Source organism: Paraclostridium sp. AKS73 (genome assembly GCF_025671395.1).
GTDB classification, from domain to species: domain Bacteria; phylum Bacillota; class Clostridia; order Peptostreptococcales; family Peptostreptococcaceae; genus Paraclostridium; species Paraclostridium benzoelyticum.
Genome location: NZ_JAIXHU010000006.1, coordinates 39151 through 58287, shown reverse-complemented (window position 1 = coordinate 58287; position 19137 = coordinate 39151). Strand labels below are relative to the sequence as shown.

The 19137-nt window shown below is 26.1% G+C and carries 27 protein-coding genes and 1 riboswitch; of the genes, 11 read left to right on the top strand and 16 right to left on the bottom strand.

The window, feature by feature from the left end:
- The first annotated feature begins 12 nt into the window (after positions 1–12).
- Positions 13–115: riboswitch (guanidine-I (ykkC/yxkD leader) on the top strand.
- Between the two features lie 77 nt (positions 116–192).
- Positions 193–513, top strand: a complete 321-nt coding sequence (gene sugE, locus LEQ07_RS05575; protein WP_021428762.1) for a quaternary ammonium compound efflux SMR transporter SugE — start codon at positions 193–195, stop codon at positions 511–513.
- Positions 514–644: 131 nt separating this feature from the next.
- On the opposite strand, the gene LEQ07_RS20840 is transcribed toward sugE, so the two are convergent.
- From LEQ07_RS20840 to LEQ07_RS05545, 7 genes are all read right to left on the bottom strand, one after another.
- Complete coding sequence (locus LEQ07_RS20840; protein WP_332842944.1) at positions 645–1604, bottom strand: 3'-5' exonuclease; 960 nt, start codon at positions 1602–1604, stop codon at positions 645–647.
- A gap of 110 nt (positions 1605–1714) precedes the next feature.
- Positions 1715–2881 (bottom strand): RNA polymerase recycling motor HelD, encoded by a 1167-nt coding sequence (helD, locus tag LEQ07_RS20835; RefSeq protein WP_332842943.1) that lies wholly within the window; start codon positions 2879–2881, stop codon positions 1715–1717.
- A gap of 256 nt (positions 2882–3137) precedes the next feature.
- Positions 3138–3341 (bottom strand): helix-turn-helix transcriptional regulator, encoded by a 204-nt coding sequence (locus tag LEQ07_RS05565; protein WP_021428797.1) that lies wholly within the window; start codon positions 3339–3341, stop codon positions 3138–3140.
- 4 nt (positions 3342–3345) lie between these two features.
- The gene (locus LEQ07_RS05560; protein WP_046823017.1) at positions 3346–3708 is read right to left on the bottom strand and encodes a DUF3796 domain-containing protein; all 363 of its coding nucleotides are present in this window, start codon (positions 3706–3708) and stop codon (positions 3346–3348) included.
- A 292-nt stretch (positions 3709–4000) separates the two neighbouring features.
- Complete coding sequence (locus LEQ07_RS05555; RefSeq protein ID WP_021428839.1) at positions 4001–4183, bottom strand: PspC domain-containing protein; 183 nt, start codon at positions 4181–4183, stop codon at positions 4001–4003.
- Between the two features lie 17 nt (positions 4184–4200).
- Positions 4201–4425, bottom strand: a complete 225-nt coding sequence (locus LEQ07_RS05550) for a hypothetical protein (RefSeq protein WP_263329836.1) — start codon at positions 4423–4425, stop codon at positions 4201–4203.
- Positions 4426–4815: 390 nt separating this feature from the next.
- The gene (locus LEQ07_RS05545; protein ID WP_046823015.1) at positions 4816–5001 is read right to left on the bottom strand and encodes a hypothetical protein; all 186 of its coding nucleotides are present in this window, start codon (positions 4999–5001) and stop codon (positions 4816–4818) included.
- 675 nt (positions 5002–5676) lie between these two features.
- On the opposite strand from LEQ07_RS05545, the gene LEQ07_RS05540 reads away from it, so the two are divergent.
- Positions 5677–6189 (top strand): DNA topology modulation protein, encoded by a 513-nt coding sequence (locus LEQ07_RS05540; protein WP_263329835.1) that lies wholly within the window; start codon positions 5677–5679, stop codon positions 6187–6189.
- 132 nt (positions 6190–6321) lie between these two features.
- On the opposite strand, the gene bsh is transcribed toward LEQ07_RS05540, so the two are convergent.
- Complete coding sequence (bsh, locus tag LEQ07_RS05535) at positions 6322–7311, bottom strand: choloylglycine hydrolase (RefSeq protein ID WP_263329834.1); 990 nt, start codon at positions 7309–7311, stop codon at positions 6322–6324.
- Between the two features lie 127 nt (positions 7312–7438).
- Positions 7439–7591 carry a hypothetical protein gene (locus tag LEQ07_RS05530; RefSeq protein ID WP_263329833.1) on the bottom strand — a complete coding sequence of 51 codons (153 nt, stop codon included), beginning with the start codon at positions 7589–7591 and terminating at the stop codon, positions 7439–7441.
- A gap of 824 nt (positions 7592–8415) precedes the next feature.
- Here LEQ07_RS05530 and LEQ07_RS05525 point away from each other — a divergent pair.
- Both LEQ07_RS05525 and LEQ07_RS05520 read left to right on the top strand, forming a co-directional pair.
- The gene (locus LEQ07_RS05525; protein WP_263329832.1) at positions 8416–8757 is read left to right on the top strand and encodes a DUF1648 domain-containing protein; all 342 of its coding nucleotides are present in this window, start codon (positions 8416–8418) and stop codon (positions 8755–8757) included.
- A 163-nt stretch (positions 8758–8920) separates the two neighbouring features.
- Complete coding sequence (locus LEQ07_RS05520) at positions 8921–9073, top strand: hypothetical protein (protein WP_156317219.1); 153 nt, start codon at positions 8921–8923, stop codon at positions 9071–9073.
- 113 nt (positions 9074–9186) lie between these two features.
- On the opposite strand, the gene hisS is transcribed toward LEQ07_RS05520, so the two are convergent.
- Both hisS and LEQ07_RS05510 read right to left on the bottom strand, forming a co-directional pair.
- Positions 9187–10482 (bottom strand): histidine--tRNA ligase, encoded by a 1296-nt coding sequence (hisS, locus tag LEQ07_RS05515; RefSeq protein ID WP_263329831.1) that lies wholly within the window; start codon positions 10480–10482, stop codon positions 9187–9189.
- A 316-nt stretch (positions 10483–10798) separates the two neighbouring features.
- The gene (locus tag LEQ07_RS05510) at positions 10799–11143 is read right to left on the bottom strand and encodes a winged helix-turn-helix transcriptional regulator (protein ID WP_334307500.1); all 345 of its coding nucleotides are present in this window, start codon (positions 11141–11143) and stop codon (positions 10799–10801) included.
- A 234-nt stretch (positions 11144–11377) separates the two neighbouring features.
- On the opposite strand from LEQ07_RS05510, the gene LEQ07_RS05505 reads away from it, so the two are divergent.
- The 3 genes from LEQ07_RS05505 to LEQ07_RS05495 all read left to right on the top strand — a co-directional run bounded on the left by LEQ07_RS05505 (position 11378) and on the right by LEQ07_RS05495 (position 13194).
- Entirely contained in the window at positions 11378–11827 is a 450-nt protein-coding gene (locus LEQ07_RS05505) for a nitroreductase family protein (protein ID WP_263329830.1), read from the top strand.
- A 218-nt stretch (positions 11828–12045) separates the two neighbouring features.
- Positions 12046–12315 (top strand): CD3324 family protein, encoded by a 270-nt coding sequence (locus LEQ07_RS05500; RefSeq protein ID WP_263329829.1) that lies wholly within the window; start codon positions 12046–12048, stop codon positions 12313–12315.
- A gap of 141 nt (positions 12316–12456) precedes the next feature.
- Positions 12457–13194 carry a class I SAM-dependent methyltransferase gene (locus LEQ07_RS05495; RefSeq protein WP_263329828.1) on the top strand — a complete coding sequence of 246 codons (738 nt, stop codon included), beginning with the start codon at positions 12457–12459 and terminating at the stop codon, positions 13192–13194.
- A gap of 265 nt (positions 13195–13459) precedes the next feature.
- Here LEQ07_RS05495 and LEQ07_RS05490 read toward each other — a convergent pair whose 3' ends face one another.
- Both LEQ07_RS05490 and LEQ07_RS05485 read right to left on the bottom strand, forming a co-directional pair.
- On the bottom strand, positions 13460–13780 hold the full coding sequence (locus LEQ07_RS05490) for a hypothetical protein (protein WP_046823003.1): 321 nt from the start codon (positions 13778–13780) through the stop codon (positions 13460–13462).
- A gap of 103 nt (positions 13781–13883) precedes the next feature.
- On the bottom strand, positions 13884–14198 hold the full coding sequence (locus LEQ07_RS05485) for a helix-turn-helix transcriptional regulator (protein ID WP_332842942.1): 315 nt from the start codon (positions 14196–14198) through the stop codon (positions 13884–13886).
- A 739-nt stretch (positions 14199–14937) separates the two neighbouring features.
- Between LEQ07_RS05485 and LEQ07_RS05480 the strand changes: the two genes are divergently transcribed.
- The 3 genes from LEQ07_RS05480 to LEQ07_RS05470 all read left to right on the top strand — a co-directional run bounded on the left by LEQ07_RS05480 (position 14938) and on the right by LEQ07_RS05470 (position 16492).
- Entirely contained in the window at positions 14938–15138 is a 201-nt protein-coding gene (locus LEQ07_RS05480; protein WP_021428710.1) for a cold-shock protein, read from the top strand.
- 97 nt (positions 15139–15235) lie between these two features.
- Positions 15236–15370, top strand: coding sequence for a hypothetical protein (locus tag LEQ07_RS05475; RefSeq protein ID WP_021428880.1), 135 nt, complete (start codon positions 15236–15238; stop codon positions 15368–15370).
- 399 nt (positions 15371–15769) lie between these two features.
- Positions 15770–16492 (top strand): DUF5714 domain-containing protein, encoded by a 723-nt coding sequence (locus LEQ07_RS05470; RefSeq protein ID WP_263329825.1) that lies wholly within the window; start codon positions 15770–15772, stop codon positions 16490–16492.
- Positions 16493–16552: 60 nt separating this feature from the next.
- On the opposite strand, the gene arsM is transcribed toward LEQ07_RS05470, so the two are convergent.
- The 3 genes from arsM to LEQ07_RS05455 are packed head-to-tail and all read right to left on the bottom strand — an operon-like array spanning position 16553 to position 18497.
- Positions 16553–17311, bottom strand: a complete 759-nt coding sequence (gene arsM / locus LEQ07_RS05465) for an arsenite methyltransferase (protein WP_263329823.1) — start codon at positions 17309–17311, stop codon at positions 16553–16555.
- A 42-nt stretch (positions 17312–17353) separates the two neighbouring features.
- Positions 17354–18097, bottom strand: a complete 744-nt coding sequence (locus LEQ07_RS05460; RefSeq protein ID WP_046823945.1) for a metallophosphoesterase family protein — start codon at positions 18095–18097, stop codon at positions 17354–17356.
- 19 nt (positions 18098–18116) lie between these two features.
- The gene (locus tag LEQ07_RS05455) at positions 18117–18497 is read right to left on the bottom strand and encodes an ArsR/SmtB family transcription factor (protein WP_263329821.1); all 381 of its coding nucleotides are present in this window, start codon (positions 18495–18497) and stop codon (positions 18117–18119) included.
- A 202-nt stretch (positions 18498–18699) separates the two neighbouring features.
- Here LEQ07_RS05455 and LEQ07_RS05450 point away from each other — a divergent pair, with 202 nt between their 5' ends.
- Positions 18700–18984 carry a hypothetical protein gene (locus tag LEQ07_RS05450; RefSeq protein WP_263329819.1) on the top strand — a complete coding sequence of 95 codons (285 nt, stop codon included), beginning with the start codon at positions 18700–18702 and terminating at the stop codon, positions 18982–18984.
- The last annotated feature ends 153 nt before the right edge of the window (positions 18985–19137 follow it).

The window sequence follows — 19137 nt, the reverse complement described above, 5'->3', positions numbered from 1 at the left end:
AAAAGTTTAATAAATTTAGTTTTATAGGGTTCCGCAGTTAAAATTTATAACTGGTCTGGTCCGAGATAAAACGCACAGTTTTCTGTGTTCACGGAAGGACAAAAGCCTGGGAGATATTTTTTTTATATCTCCCGGGCTTTTTTACGTTTTACTAATAAACTTTTATTTAAAACTTTAAGGAGAGTGGTAATTATGAAATGGTTAGTGTTAGTAATTGCAGGTATATTTGAAGTATGGTGGGCTGTAGGACTTAAATATTCAGAAGGGTTTACAAAGTTAGTTCCAAGTGTTTTAACTGTAATAGGGATGATAGCGAGTTTTTACTTCTTATCATTAGCGTTAAAAGAGCTACCATTAGGAACAGCTTATGCTATTTGGACAGGAATAGGGACTATTGGTACTGTTATTTTAGGTGTGTTTTTATTTAAAGAGCCTATTGATTTTGTTCGATTAGTTTGTATTGGGTTTATAGTAGCAGGAATAATAGGCCTAAAACTAGTATCTCAACATTAATAAACAAATAAAATAAGCTATTAGAGCGTTAATGAGATGTGACTTATTAAAAAAAGGCATAGTAGTCTATTTGATTAGACTATTATGCCTTTAAACTTACTTTAGATTATAGTAGAATTTTACGTATATTATTATTTTAATAAATCAGTAATTTCTCCTAAATGATATACATTTAATACATGAAGAGCTCTTGTACAACAAGTGTAAAGAAGTAATCTTTCATCCTCACTATTATAATTTTTATTACTAGCATCATATATAAAAACAACATCAAACTCAAGTCCCTTAGCTAGATATGAAGGTATTACGGTTACTCCGTTTGTATAATAATAATCATCTTTTTCTATAGAACTTACATCGATATTATTTTCTTTTAAAAAGTTATATAAAACTTTAGTTTCACGAGCTGTTTTAGTAATAATTCCTATAGATTTAAACTTCTTTTTTGAATAAGACTTTATATCTTCAACCAGTTTTTCGTTCATAGAAAGTTTATCTGAGAAAGAAACTATAGTAGGTTCATCACCGTGTCTTTCAACGCACTCATCATCTATATTTTCACTAAGAAGATTTCTTGAAAAATTAGTGATTTCCATAGTTGAACGATAGCTCTTTGTTAGGTTTATTATGCAAGTGTCATTTTGGGATATATTATAAATGTTGTTATAGTTTCCAACATTCATAAATGGGTTAATTGATTGATTTAAATCCCCTAATATAGTCATATTAGCAGATTTAAAAAGTTGATAAAAAATTTCATACTGCAATGGAGTATAATCTTGTGCCTCATCTATAATTACGTACTTAATTTGAGAAGTAGTTGGAATATCTCCAAGTGCTCCTTTTAAGTATAAAAGTGCAACTTGATCTTCGTAATTAAGTATCCTTGCATTTAAATTATCTATTGTGTAAGTTTTTATATGATTTATAAAACTATCATCATATTCAACATTTATTTCATTTAAAAATGTATTTAAATTTTTAAATAGATCTTTGTAAATTTTAATTAAATTAAATTCTGTCATTTTATAAATAGAATCATATACATCTCTTAAATTTTCTTTTACAATTAGCGTACTTTTTTCTATCATTTCTTCTTTTTGTATAAAGTCTCCAGATTTAAAAAGTTCTTCATATATTTCATCAATCCAAGATTGTTCATATGGTTCAATAAGGAATATAATTCTTGATTTAATTTTTTCTAATCTTCTTTTAATTGGAAGATTTGAATAATCAGTAAAAAATAGGTTTTTATATCTTCAGAGGAAATTATTAACTTACCCCTTACAACAATATCTTTAAAACTTCTACCTACTGTTTCTACGTAACTTATATACTGTTTTAGAATTTCAACAAATTCTACAGATGTTTTAAATTTTATATTTTTGATTCTATCTTGATATGTTAATTTTTCATTAGAACTAAGTATATACTCCATCATTTCTGAAGGTGATTCTTTCTTAAATTCATGCACTAATTCTTTATGCATATAATCTTTAAAGGTTGTTTGATACATATTATCTTCACCAAGTTGAGGTAATACATTTGAAATATAATCATTGAAGACATTATTTGGAGAAAATATTATTATATTTTGAGGTGTTACTTTATCTCTATGTTTATATAATAGATATGCAATTCTATGAAGTGCAACAGAAGTTTTTCCACTTCCAGCAGATCCTTGAACAATTAGGTTTTTATAATTTTCGTTACGAATTACTTGATTCTGCTCTCTCTGAATAGTTGTAACTATACCTTTCATCTTATCATCAGCATTTTTGCTTAGAAGTTCTTGTAACATTTCATCATCAATACTTAGGTTACTATCGAACATATAGTCAATTTTACCATTATTGATTTTATACTGTCTTTTACCAGTGATTTCTCCAGATATTGTACCTTCTGGACATTCATAACTGGCTTGTCCAGTTTCATAGTCATAAAACATATTTGAAATAGGTGCTCTCCAGTCATACACAAGAAAATCATAATCCTCATCAACAAGATTTGATAATCCAATATAACACTTTTGAGTATCTGATTCGTTATCTTCAACAAAATCGATTCGACCGAAATAAGGAGATTCAAGCATTCTTTCATACTTTTCTTCAAGTTTTTGGGTAAATTCATGACTTCTTTTTTGATTTTTCATAATATCCATGAATGACATAAAATCTGAAAGTTGATCTAATCCATTTTCTATAGAAACAGATCCTAAATCACTCCAGAGTTCTCTTTGTGTTTCTATAGCATCTTTTTTAAATCTATCTTTAGCACTACGTTTTTCATCAAGCTGTTTCTTAGCCTCAGTAAGAACTCTTTGTAACCATTCGTTTTCAAGATTCAATTCATAATTATTTAGACTCATAATATACCCTCCTTGATTATATAAATTAGCTTGTTTAATTTGCTCTATAAATTATATAGGAATGAGGGTATATTCATAGTCTTAAAAAATTTAGTTATTTATGGTATAATTATAGTAGAGAGAGTGATACTAGCCTCTTTGATAATGAAAATGTAGTTTAAATCATTATAAAAAACACACTCAAAAATGTCTAGTAAAAAAGCCATTATAGTCCTTTATTAGGATTATAATGGCTTTTAATTTATTGTATTAATTATTAAAATTCAAATATAAACAACTTTTCAATTGGAGTATTTAATTCTTTTGATATCCTCATTGCCAGTTCAAGAGAAGGGTTGTATTTAGCATTTTCTAACCGAGCTATAGTCTCTCTTCGAACACTAACTTTATTAGCTAGTTCTTCTTGAGTTAATTCATTAAATTGACGATACTTTTTTAAATTACTAATAAACTTTGTCATAGATTTAAACCCCAACATCAAATTTGTAAGTTAAAAATGCCCATAAATTTGCTGCTAGTGCAAATGAAATGGATAATATTAATAGTTGAAGTCTATAAAGTTTTAATATATCTACTGTATATAGTCTAATTAATACACTTGCAACTATTGCTAATGGAAGGCAGACTCTAAGTGCTATATAACCTGCCTTATGCTTATTACAAATAAAGCGCTCATCTTCACAATCCCCTAATTTATACCACCAGATATTACCTAAAAATGAAAAGAATCCAAAGTATAGAAAGTCTAATGGGTCACCATTTAATCCATTAAATCCTTGTAAGCCAAACAAACAAAATAGAAATGAATATTTATTTATATATTTCATAAATTAATCCCCCTTGATAATGTGATATATTTATATCTTTATATTACATATATATCACGTTAACTTTGAGATTATTACTTAAAACTGAAAAATATAACTAACTATGAAATTAAATAAAGATATCTCAATTTTAAATTTTACAAGTACGATTCTAGTCTAGGATTACTGTTTGCAATAAATAAAAAAGGCAATAGAATCGATTCTATTACCTTTTCATTGAAATATATATGGTTATTACTATTTATAATCTTAAAATATCTATAACTTGATTTTATGAAAATAAGTTATGCAATTAAAAGTTTTCTCCAGATGGAAGTACTAAACATAGAATTATATATATTATTATACTGACACCACCTAGTACGAATAAAACTCTAATTAGTGTAGGGCTAATGCCTGTTAATTCTCCTATACCCCCACAAACACCACCTATCATACGGTTATTTTCTGATCTATATAATTTACATTTACTCAAAATTAACGCCTCCTTTTTTAATCTACAAAATAAAATATTGGTTTTAATATGCTGCGAGCATTATTTAAAAATGTATCTTGATTTAAAGTATGATCTATAATTAAACTTTTTGAAGTTACTGCAATTAAAAATATAGAAATTAATATGAACAAACCAACTCTAAATGCAGTTCTAAATAATTTCCAACATATAGCAAGTATCAAAAAGATTATACTTAGTATTATTAAAAGAATAATTGTCATATACTCACCTCTCTCTATGCTTTACAAATATTATTATAAACATAGAATCTTAATTGAATATAAAAACAACCTTAAAAAACATTAAATAATTAGATTTTAAAATTACTTTATACAGCAAAGCTATTTGAAATATACGAAAACTGATTATTAAACTGAGTATATTTCAAAAGTATATAATAAAAATATCTTCAATTTTATAAATATAGCTATAAGGGGTAAAAGCTTTTATTGTAACTAATATTTCAACTGTAGTACTATTAATTATTTATTTAATTTGCAAAAGTAGGAAAATGAGAAGCAATTAAGCTATTTTCAGGTGGCCATAAATTAATTTGATTATATAGAAAAAACCTTTAGAATCTATTAATTTTGATTTTAAAGGTTTTAACTTTACTGCTTATGTTGTTTAGCATCTTGTATTATTGATTTTAAGGAATTTATAAAAATACGTATTCCTGGTATAATTAAAATTATTGTTAAAATACTTATCGATGGTTTGCCATCTGTTATACATGCAAATAAAATACAAGCTATTCCTAGGATACTTAATATTAAATTAAGTTCGTTTGATAACATATAACTTAACCCCTTTTAATATGAAAGTATATTATACATATTATCATTTTAAACTTTATAACGTATAAATTTGGATTAATATATGAATATTCTGGATTAAAATCATAAAATTTATATAAAACTATTAGAACAGGTTTATAACTATTTCTTGATTAGAGGTTATTATAGTAACATGTGAAACCAAATTAAAAGAATTAGTATATTAAATTAAACAATAAATCTGGGCAACTAGCCAAATACAAATCAGTAATAAATTTACTAAACAACTAAGCTTTTCAACAGAAGATAATTCATTATATTGATAAGATATTTCGCTAAACACTTTAAATTCAGGAAAACTTAATTTAAGTAAATATAATAAAGAAAAAGGAATAAATATTATAGAAATTGAAATATTAAACCCTTTTTGTGAATGGAAGACAAAACTTACTAAAGTAGCGCAAATTAATAAAATTGAAAAAAGAAATCTTTTAATATTAATGCCCATAGTAAATCACCACCTTATAAAATTTAATGGACTCAAATATAGTTTATCATATTATTTTGATTATTTTCTAAATTAAATCTTAGATTTATAGTGATATAATCAACTTTTATTTTGAATATAAAGGAATTTAGAAACTGATACTGTAATAAAAATATACAATGGATATCAATTAAAAAAGGGGGACTACGATGAAAATTGCAATAGTAGGATATAGTGGAAGTGGAAAATCTACAATGGCTAAGCAACTATCAAGTTATTATAATACTCCTATTTTACACCTTGATACAATTCAATTCACACCAGGTTGGGTTGAGAGAGATAAGGATGAGGGTCGCACCTTAACTAAAGAATTCATGAAGAATGAATCTTGGGTTATAGATGGTAACTATAGAGGTTTTTATCAAAGAGAAAGATTAGAACAAGCGGATAAAATAATTTTTCTAAACTTTCCTCGTAGGATATGCTTTTTTAGAGCGTATAAAAGATATCTAAATAACAAAAACAAAACACGTGAAGACATGGCAGAAGGATGCGAAGAAAAATTCGATTTAGAATTTGGATGGTGGATTATTCATAAAGGAAGAACAAAAGAAATAGTTAATAGATATAAGCAAATAGAAGAAGAATTTAAAGATAAAGTTATAGTTTTAAAAAGTCCAAAAGAAGTTAGCGCATTTTTAGAAAATACAACTCAGATTTAAAACTATATAAAATGTATTATAAAAAAGTCATGAATATCCTAGTTATTTAGGTTTTCATGACTTTAATTTTAAAAAAGTTTAACCATAGTAAAACAGTTAATAATATTTGGATAAAAATTTATATGTTTTTATTTAGTTCTCGTTATTTATAACTAAAGTATCTCTATAAGGGAAAATCTTTATTTCTGTAGAATTTAAATCTTCCTTATTCATATCTATAGCATTTATCTGATTATTATTGTATGTATTGTAATAATAGATGCATTTATCTTGATTCATACAAGTAGTATATTGAGTCAGATCATATTTACCTTCTGGAGTTTTTACAGCGCCATTTAGCATAGCGACATTATTTAATATATGGAAAAACTCACTTACCCCACAAAATTCTATATCTGAAGACTCTAAGCTAGATTTATAGAAAGCAGCTCTTATAAATCTAGATGCAGATGAAAAATCACCAGGGATTCCAAACATACCTAGACCTTGAGATTGAGGAGATAAATTTAGTCTACTCCATTTAGTATTCTGAGGTTGATCAGCATTTAAACCCATATACTGAATTAGGTTTGTTGTATGCCAATTAAAAGTTGGTGCATTTGTTAACACCCCTACTTCATTATCATAAATGCTTAACTTTTCTTTTGTATTTTCAATAACCAAGCAATTGCCGTTTTTATCAGAAACAATCCAATGAAGTGTTGGTAATGGTGTAGATGAATTTAACTGTATATTTACTAGGTTTATATTTTCTAGTTCAGGTTTTAAATCTTCTATAGTCTCGAAATTTGATAATATCCATAGTATTAAATCATATGGAGGTAAATTATTTTTTCTATCTATTAAATTATCTGAATGATATGCAAATCCAGGAAAATTTAAACCTGCGCAAGCTAATCCTTTTTCATTCATTGCTTCAGCAAATAATGGATGATTACCTATTATAGTTGCCATACCCATAACTGCATATTTTGTAGAGTTAGTTTCATTAGTTGCTACGTTTTTATATTCAAAATTTCTAGGAACAAGATGAACAGCTTGATTAAAGTTGTACTCTATATCCATATTTCTTCCAAATAAATGTTGCCCGTCTTTTGTTTTTAATGTTAGTGCTGTACACATTTTTTACACTCCCTTTTTATCGTATAAACTAGTTTAAATATATTTATATTGTTTACCCTATTGGTTGATAAATAAACCTAGAATAAAGGGAAAGCCCTTAAAATCCATCAATTTAGATTTTAAGAGCTTATTTCTTGCTACTATCTAGTGCAGCTCCAATAGCAATGCCTACACATAAGCATAAAGCTAATTTGTCATATATCATACCAAATGTAATACCTACACACATGCAAAGTAATAAATAATTATTACTATTTTTATTATTACCATTTTCACCCATAAGAACATCTCCCATTACTAAATAGAAAAAATTTTTATATTTTTAGAATAAATCTATTTCTTTTTCAAAAACAATTTGATAACAATATGGACATGACACACCTGAATCTGGTAGGCCAGTTTTTACCTTGAAACCTCTATTAATTGGAACTTTTATAAATTTATATTAATATATAGAGTTCTCTTCCTTAATAAATTTAAGTTTAAATTAATTGTATCAGATTTATAAATTGATATATGTTCAACAAAATTGAAATTACCCCATATATGCAGTAATAATTATTATAGAAATTATCGATACTATATCTACTATAAACATTAAAATGTAATGGATGGCTAATTTAATATTTTTATTTGTAGCCCAATAAATAATAGATAAAGCACAATAAGATAAAAATGCCCCTAGAACTATCATTGGAATTTTATATGGATTAACATAAGGATTAATAACAAAAAAATAGGATGGTCCGTATAAAAAAAGATAGTTACAATTAATCCTATAACCCAATCAATCAGTTTTCTATATTTACTCATTTTTAAATCACTCCATTCGAATTAACAATAAATTAAACTGCTTACGTAAATTAAAAATAACATTGTTAATCAGCTTAAGGACAATTATACAAGAACAGTAGATAGATAAATTAAAATTGGATTAATATAGATTTATTTTGGAGTGAGATTTATAATTTTAAATATATAACTAAATGTTTTTTAAGTAGTTTAGGAGAATCTTAAGGGGGGATACTTATAAATAACTATAAATTTAAATTTGATACTAAGCAAAAAATAATCGAAATTATAAACCTATCATTATTAATTTTTATGATAGCATATTTAATCATTAACTGGAATAATATAGGAGAAAATGTGCCGATTCACTATAACTCAGCAGGTCAAAGTGACTCATTAGGAAGCAAAAGTAGTTTAATAGTACTACCTATAGTTACAATTATAGTAAATATATCTATGAGCGGAGTATTACTTTGTCCACAAGCTCTAAATGTACCTATAAAACTAACTGAGGAAAATTATGTTAAGGTTTATGACTTAACGAGAGATTTGATGAATTTTACTAAGATAGCAATTAATATTTCATTTTTATACATGACCATTATGTCAGCAAATTTTAAACCGTTAGGGACTTGGTTTTTACCAATTTTTTAACCATAATATTTATGCCAATATTTATATATTATATAAAAATAAGAAAATTATAGAAAAAATACTTTAACATTTTATGGTATAATAAAAATCAGGAATTGAAATCTATAGAGTGGTGTTCCATTAAACTTTCTAGCCTACTTCTAAAAGGAAGGAGGTGAGAAGTATGGAACTAAAGATAATTGTTAGTGCTATAAGCACTATATGTATTGGTCTTTTGACTAATTACATATATGACAAATTAAAAAACCACTCTAGTCGCCCAACTAAGAGTGGTATAGAACTTGATATAAAAATCAAATTCAAGCATTTCAAATAAATTAATTTGGAATATCACTCTACTGCGAATAGACTTCAATTCCTTTTTTATATTTATATTATATCACAATTCAACATCTTTTAAACTTAATTTTTAAAATAGATAATCAGGATTTAAAGATCTTTATAATTTATAAATTTTTCTTCTCCAGATATCATATTTTTAATTTTTATTTCATTATTATCAACTTCACTTTCCCCAATAAATATTACATTATTTATATTTAGTTTATTTGCGTAACTTAATTTTTTCTTTAAACTATCGTCTTCAAAATAAATACTTACGTTGTATCCTTTTTCATTTAAGTCTGACATAACTTTTCCGCTATATTCAAGTGTATCACCTATTGGTATTATTAAATAATCAGAACTAGACTTTATATTATATCTATCTATGAATCCAATTTCTTTTAAAACAAAGAATAATCTTGTTAATCCAATAGATATCCCAACTCCAGGTAGTATATTATTTGTATAATTCTCGGCTAAATTATCATATCTACCCCCGGAGCAAATAGATCCAAATTGTTCATTACCTATAAGGAAAGTTTCAAACACACTTCCTGTATAATAATCCAATCCTCTAATTATCTTTAAATCAACTTCAAATTCATTATCTTTCACACCTAAAATTTTCAATGTAGATACAACTTTTTTTAATTCATCTAATCCTTCAGAGAAAAACTCATTTTGAATGTTTAAATTAATCAACTTATCTAATAGAATTTCATTTGATCCTTTAAAGTTTAGTAAGTTAGTTAAGTAACTACTTTTTTCATCTCCAACAATGTCACGTAAACTATCATTAAAATTATCTTTACCTATCTTATCGTATTTATCTATCAGTGTTATAACTTCTTGGACATCGACTATTTGTAATTGAGATAACACTCCTTTTAATATTTTTCTATTACTAATTTTAAACTTATAATCGTCTAAACCAATAGACCTAAAGGCTTTAGATGCTAAACTAATTACCCATGCATCATTGTAGACACTTAGCTTATCTTTTCCAATGACATCTACATCTAACTGATAAAATTCTCTGTATCTACCCCTTTGATTTCTTTCGCCTCTATATACTTTACCTAGCTGATATTTTTTGAAAGGAAATACTAGATCGTTATAGTGTTGTACTACATATCTTGCAAAAGGCACTGTTAAATCAAATCGTAAAGATAAATCATTTTTCCCTTTTTCAAATCTATATACTTGTTTTTCTGTTTCACCACCGCTTTTAGCAAGTAATACACTTGATTTTTCTATTATAGGTGTATCAATTGCTAAACACCCATTATTTTCATATATATTTGTTATTTTGTTTACTATATCGTTAAAAATTGCTTGATCATAAGGTAGTAACTCCATGAATCCTGGTAAAATACTTGGTTTTATATAGTTGTTTTTCATATAATATCGCTCCTATTTGAATAAATTATTTTTAATATTAAAAAGCCATGTAGGCATATATCCCACATGGCTTAATAAATTATAAATACACTTAATTTATCATTCCTAGAGATACAAGCCTACGCGAACAGACTTGTATCTGCTTAAACAGACCAAGTCTCTAGAAATGGTGATGTATTAAATTCAATCTAATAAGTGTATTCATAATAATCCTCCTAAAAAATAATTTATAAAGATAATAGTCTAATAAATACAAAAAGTCAATAATAATTTTAAATTATTTATATAAAATTATAGATAATAAACTTATTCAAATTTAAAGTTTATTATCTTTACCCCAATCGCACATATTATCAAGTATTGGGATGAGGGAGAGACCTCTTGCTGAAAGAGAATATTCTACTTTAGGTGGAATTTGAGGATATTCTTTTCTATTAATTACTGAATCAGACTCTAGCTCTTTAAGGGTTTTACTTAATGTTTTATGCGAAATATTATTTATTTTTCTTTTTAGTTCACTGTATCTTACTACTTTGTATTTTGACAAACAGTACATAATTTCCATCTTATATTTTCCACCAATAATTTTTAAAGTATATTCAAAAGGTGTCCCTTTAATTGTACTGTTTTTTTGTACATCTTTTTTATTTTCTATATTAATCACTCTCCTTTAGGTTAGTATATAACTAAAATGTTAGTTCTTCACTTTTTAATAATCTTAATATAACATAAAAGTAAGTGCACTATATTTAAAATTTGTTTTTATTAGCTAATAAAAATTTAAAAAAGAGAGGGTGAATGGAGACATGAAAGAAATAAAAAATCGTAGAAGCATACGTAAATATAAAAAATATAGAAATTGAAGAAAGCAAAATAAAAAATATTAGAAAGTGCTATGCTTGCGCCTTCAGGATCTAACACTCAACCATGGAATTTTATTATAGTTAAATCCGAAGATACAAAGCAAAAGATTGCAAAAGTTAACCATAAACAAGGTTGGATGATTAATGCTCCTCTTATGATTGTGTGTGTTGCAGATATTGAAAGTAGAATAGAAGATACAACTGGAATTTATTTAGATGAACTATCACCTCAATTTGAACTAAAGCAAATTATTAGAGATACATCTATTGCTATTGAACATATGGTTTTACAAGCAGAGCATTTAGGACTTGGAACTTGCTGGACAGCATGGTTTAAACAAGACGATGTTAGACCGATTCTTAATATACCTAATGATAAATTTGTAGTATGTGTTTTAACAGTTGGTTATGCTGATGAAAATCCAAAACAACGCCCTCGTAGATCCTTAGAGCAGATGGTACGTTATGAAAAATGGGAATAAAGTGTTCAAATACTAAGAGATTTAATCTTAGTTTTATAATAAATATAAAGAATTAAGGATGTGTTAAATTATGAAATATGTATTAGTACGAGTTTCCGCATCAAACTCCGAGCAAAGACTGTAATTCATACACGAATTGTTAGGGGCTTTACTAAAAAATATAAAATGTGTGCAGTCTTTGTTCATTTGCTATAAGTAAAGCAATAGGAGCATGGATTATGAAATATAAAAAAGCACAAAATGTACTTCCAGAAGAGATATTAGAGTTAATTCAAAACTACGTAGATGGAGAGTACTTATATATTCCAAGAAAATCTAAAAATAAAAAGTCTTGGGGGGAGTTAAGTGGAACTAAATTGGATTTAAGAAATAGAAATTTAGAAATAGCTGCTAAGTATAAAGAAGGGTGTTCTATTAAAGAACTTGCTAAGATATACTTCTTATCAGAAAGCAGTATAAGACGAATAATTAGAGAATACAATTATTAAAAGTAGAGCACTTAGATTTAAGTGCTCTACTTTTAATTGATCATAAATAATTCTTAATTGTTTTTAAAATTCTAGGAGGATAATAAATATGATAAACTTTTATTATTATATAAAAAATAAGCAACTTAAAGAGGTGATTTTATGAAAGAAAATAAATATGATGATTTAAAATTTTTCGATAAATATAGTGAAATGCCAAGGTCTAAAGATGGATTAGAATCTGCAGGTGAATGGCCAATATTAAGAGAAATGTTACTAAAATTCAAAGATAAAAGTGTTCTTGATATTGGTTGTGGGTTTGGTTGGCATTGTAGATATGCTAGTGAAAAGGGAGCAAAATATGTATTAGGAATTGATATTTCAAAAAATATGATAAATAGGGCGAAAGAAACTACTCATCAGAGTAATATTGAATATAAATGTATTGCTATGGAAGATTTAGACGTTAAAGATAAATCATTTGATTTGGTAATTAGTTCATTAGCACTTAATTATGTAAAAGACTTTGAGAGCATATGTGAGAAGGCCTATAATATTTTAGAGAAAAATGGAGATTTTATATTTTCAGTGGAACACCCTATATTTACAAGTAATGAGAAACAAGACTTTGAGTACACTGATGATAATGAGATAAGCCATTGGCCAATTGATAACTATTTAGATGAAAGTATTAGACATACTAATTTTTTAGGTGAAGATGTTGTTAAATATCATAGAACAGTAGAAACTTATATAAATACGCTTATAAAAAATGGATTTATCATAAATGAGATTTCAGAGTTGTTAGCTTTAAATGATATGGTTGATGAAAATACTTATCTGATTAATGAACTTAAGAGACCTATGTTCCTTTTAATTTCAGCTAGTAAATTTAGATAAAAATCGGTTTTTAAAAATTTATGAAAAAGTTAATGCCTCTATAATATAATTTATTAAATTGTATTATAGAGGCATTAACTTTTTGAATTAAATATATTAATTTAGAGATTGAGTTAAATACTTTTAGGGGTGTATTAATTTTTTTCATTTTCCTATTTTTGTTCTAAATAAATTCTCATGCTTTGAAATTTCTAAAATTAAAACATGTATACTTTTGTAACCTAACACTATAACACCCCCACTTTAATAATCATAAATACTAACTCTAAAATTCTAAAACAACAACTGCAAATAGAACTATTGTTGATAGTGCAAAAAATATCAATGAAACTCCAGCTTTCTTTTTTCTAGATTCAATTATTTGTTTATCTGTATCACTCATATTAGACAGATATTTCTTTCTTCCTATCAAATATAATAATAAACCACTACTGTTGTTTCCACCAAGTGCAAAAAATCCCCAAGCTTTTGGATGCTTAAATCCTCTACTTTTTGCATCAAGTTCTGTCATTTTAAAAACCTGATAAGCAAGAGTTGATGCTCCTAAGAGTGAAATAAAAATCAATACAATTAAATACCATCTCATACAAACTCTCCTTAAAATTTCTTGATTATTTGGTAAAATAATGATGTTATACTTAAAATTCCAATTGATGCTGCACCTATTATAAGATAATTGTTACTTGAAATTACGCCATTGAAAAAATAAATAAAATAAAAAATATTATATTTATACCAAAGGCTATTAAAAGTTTTTTATTGCTACTAACAATATTTGTGCTTTCATCCAAATGTTTTATCATTTCAGAATCTCCTTTTAGTAATTCATCTAGACTAACATTATATAAATCACTTAGTTTAATTACACTTATGATATCGGGGTAAGATTTTTCATTTTCCCAATTTGATATAGTCTGTCTAGAAACTTGTATTTCTTCTGCTACATTTTCTTGAGTTAACTTAGATTCTAGTCGTGATTTTTTTAATTTATTTCCAATTTCCATAATGTTTCTCCTTATATCAAAATTTTGTCATATTTAATTAAATTCGTCTATCAAAATACCTTTACACAGTGTATTTTATAATGTCAAAATTATTTTACATGGCTAATTTTCAACGATTTTCAATGAATATATAAGTAAATCATAACATATAACAAAATAATATTTTATAAATAAGTTACTAGATGTATAAGCAAAAAAGATCTTTAAATCTAACAATTTGAATTTGTTTAAAGTGTAAGTAGTATATAAAAATTGTATAAAGTATAAGAGTAAGCTGTATACATGGGTTATAGAAATACTGTAAGATTAGGTACTTTATTAAACTTAAGAAAAATTATATAATAACTAAATTGTTATATATTAAGGGGAATTATATATGAAAAAATTAAAAAAATATTTAATTCATACAATCCAAATTATAGCTGTAATTAGTGTTTTCTTTTTTTTGTTTCTTAATATAAATATTGATGAGAATAAAAATAAAAAGAAGTTAAAATAGGTCTTTATTAATATGGATATTATTATTTTTTGATAAAGGATCAAAGCCTAATGGTTATTACAATGATTTATTGAAGAATTAGAGCTCTTTACTATAAAACAGAGTTGATAATAAATGAACTTAATTATAATTGACAGAAAATACTATCTATTATTAATTATATATGTTATAATAATATTTGTAGAGATACAAAAGTAAATCAAGATTAGGTCTTGATATGGTTAATAGGAGTACATTTCAATGGAAAATGGAATAGTAAAATGGTTTAACAATGAAAAAGGATTTGGTTTCATAACAGTAGATGGAGGAGAAGATGTATTCGCTCATTTCTCAGCTATACAAACTGATGGGTTTAAATCATTAGAAGAAGGTCAAAAAGTAAGCTTTAATATAGTTAAAGGTGCTAGAGGTCTTCAAGCAGAAAACATAACTATATTATAATATATATATTCATGTTAATTAAAAAGACACAAAAAAAGTGTTCTTTTTATAAAAATTTTAGATTATACAATATATAATCTATTAGGTGGTGAGCTTAATGATTAATTTTACAAACGAATTAATTTTACAAACATTAAATACATTTTTTTTAGTTGGAGTTTTATTTATTGGATATAAATTAGTCTGTTATATTGAAAAAAAGATAACTCTACTTATAGAAAAATATATATAAATTAATCCTTTCAATATTATTATTTACATGTTGAGTATCAAAGTTAACATCTAACATGGGATTTGAGAATTAACATACGGTATCTTAATACATTTCTAAAGTAACAGTCCTATTATTGTTTAAATTTATTAATTAATTTCAGTTAAAACAATAAACTTGTAATTACTATTTACTATCAATATGTTCAAATTCAAATTTTTACTATCCAAAATATGTATATGTAAATTTGCAAATTAAATTTATTCTAAATACCTTTAATCTCAGCATTTAGAATAACGTTATATTAAAAAGATTTAGAATAAATTTTTTACAAAAGTACTATTAGTATGAATTTCTAAAATGTATAATTATAATTGGGAATACTAGGATATAGCTTTATACATTAAGGGGTGAATAAAAGTGAATAAGTTTAATTGTTTAATTTGTAATGAGGAAGTGCTTTATGAAAATGAAAGTAAGGAAAGAGTATGTTATTTCTGTAAAAAAACTTACGAATCAGCTATAGTATGTAAAAATGGACACTATGTATGTGATTCATGTCATAGTAGTGATGCGCTTACGGCTATAACTAACTACTGTTTAAATAGTGATAGTATAAATCCATTAGAAATGGCAGTAGATTTAATGAAGCATCCAGCAATTAAGATGCATGGACCAGAGCATCATTACTTAGTCCCAGCAGTATTAAGCACTGCATTTTTAAATAAAACTAATGAAAAAGAAAAGTTGAAAAGTTTATTAGATGAGTGTCAAAAAAGAGCTAAGAACGTATTAGGGGGATTCTGTGGATTTTATGGAGCATGTGGAGCTGGAGTAGGTTGTGGGATTTATACTAGTTTAATACAAGAGTCAGGACCTATGAATAAAGAGGAATGGGGACTTTGTAACTTAATGACATCAAAGGCACTTGAAAACATAAGTAAGTATGGAGGGCCAAGATGTTGTAAAAGAGATTCTTTTACAGCTATAGAAACAGCAATAGATTTTACTAAAGAACATTTAAATGTAGATTTAGATAAAACTTTAGATTTAAAGTGCAATTTCAATAGTTTAAATAAAGAATGCTTAAATTCAAAATGCAAATTTTATACTGACAATGAATTAGTCTTAGAGTTGAATTAGACTATTAATATATCAATAAAAAAGTATATCCCAAAGGATATACTTTTTTATTAATTGTTTCTATTTAATAGCTGTAACTGAGGCAGACATAATATACTCACCTACGTTTAAGTTATGACCCCACTTCTCTTCATACTCTTTAGAAACAGGTTTGACATCTATTTTTATATTTTTAAATCCTGAATTTGATAAGTAAACTTCTAACTCTTCAACTGAAGAGGCTCCTGTGACTCAGCCACAATATAGTTTTTCATCTTGTTTCATTTCTTGAGTTAAATCTTTCATAAGGACTATATCTGATATAGATAACCTACCTCCATTTTTAAGCACACGATAAGCCTCATCATAGACTCTTTGCTTGTTAGGAGATAGGTTTATAACACAGTTTGATATTATAACATCAACTAAATCATTTGCTACAGGTAAGTTTTCAATTTCACCTAATCTAAAGTCGACGTTTTTATAATTGTTAGTTAATGCATTGCTTCTTGCTTGACTTAACATCTCTGGAGTCATATCAACACCTATAACAAGTCCATTATTTCCAACTTTTTTAGATGCTAAAAAGCAGTCAAATCCGGCTCCACTACCTAAGTCAAGGACAGTTTCATCTTCTTTTATATCTGCAATTAAGTGAGGGTTTCCACACCCTAAGCCTAAGTTAGAATCTTTTGGAACTGTATCCATATCCTCATTAGAATAACCTATACTTTTAGATATATCTTCCCCACAACAACTTAGATTAGATTCATTTTTTACAATTTTCTTATAGCTATCTCTAACTATATTTTTTATATCTCCGTTAGTAATATCTTTCATATTACAATCACCACCTTTTTAAGTTTAAAAATTAAAATTGTATTAGTTAGAACTGCCTTCTCGTATAAGTCTTGCAAAGTCATTTGGAAGTATTTCATTTTCTTCTATCTCATTTGCCATTTTTTCAAAATCATACTCAACTTCTATAATTTCTACTTCAACACTTGATGGAGTTTTAGCTATCTCATCTTCATTTTTTATATCTATAATTACATAGTTTGCATTAGGATTACCTGTTTTAGGCTTCCCAACACTTCCAGCATTAATAAGTAATTTTTCACCATAATACTTAACATATGGAATATGAGTGTGACCACAAACTAATATATTTTCCACTAACTCACTCATAACCTCATCTGCTTCTTTTGAATTTTCCTTTAAATATTCATTTATAAGTCTAGTACTTCCATGAACAAATCTTATAGTTTTTTTATCAAAATTAAAGATTAGTTCTTTTGGTAAGTTTCTTAAGTATTCTTTATTTTCAACTTTTGTAGTTTGACCTGTAAAGTGCATTGAAAGACCTGCTTTTTCAGCATCTTTAGGATCTGGGTAATCACATCCACAAACTATTTTTAAGTTTCCTATAGCATCATCGTAATTTCCCATTATAGTAAGTATCTTATTTTTCTTTAAAGTTTGAATAACTTCATTTGGTCTTGTTCCATAACCTACTAAATCACCTGTGCATACTATCATATCTACATCCTTAGTTTTAATGTCAGCTAATACTGAATCTAGGGCATATATGTTGCTATGTATATCCGATATTACTGCTATTTTCATATATATTTCCTCCTAAATTTTACTTTGTTATCTCTGAGATTACATCTTTAACCTGTGAAACAGTATCACAACTTAAATTAGCATTTTTATATGCTTTTAAAATTTCATAATCATATTTTAGCTTTTTATCTTTATCTAATTCATTGTCTAAGATATTTTGAATAAAACTGTATTGGGTTAAAGTCTCATGATCTAATTTATAGTAAATAAACTTTGCTTCTTTATAATAGTTAACTAAATTAGCATTAGTAAGCTTACTTAAATGTCTAGATGCATTAGACTGTGAGATTTCAAGTATTGCTTCTATTTCACAAACGCATAAAGGTCCATCTCTTAAAATATTAAGTATTCTTAATCTACTTTCATCGCTTAAAGCTTTTAAAATTTGTATAAGTTCCATAATAACTCCTTTTCATATTAACATATTCACTTATAATCATATGATATGCTAAAAAAATGATTTGTAAACTATAAAATCAAAAAATTGATTTAAATGATGATAGTAATGCTTATATATCTACCTTATAACTATTTATTCACAATTTGTTCATATTTTTTTATTATTATTAATGTGAAAATAAATATGAAAAGGAAGTGCTTATATGAAAAAATCATTAATAGGGGCATTAGCATTAGGATTAGTAATAGGAGCAGGTACGATGGGAGCAACATCATTCGCAAGTGAAAAAGAATATAGTAATAATGTAAATCCGGTAGTATCATATACGGAGCAAAGTAACATAACTCAAGGAGATTCAGAGTTTAAAGTGTTAAATCAAGAATCAAATAAGCTTGAAAAAACAGACGATAGTCAATATAGAAATTCAAACTCTAATTATAGAAATTGTTGCCCATATAGCAACTATGAAAATGGGAATATAAATTAATTTTTACAAAGAAAAAGCTAATTTCCAAGAGAGATTAGCTTTTTCTTTGTAAAAAATTTTCAATAATTAGAGTTCATATAATCATTATTAATTAAAAATTAAAATATACACTAGCAAAATTAATCCATAAACTTTTTATAAATTTTATGGTAT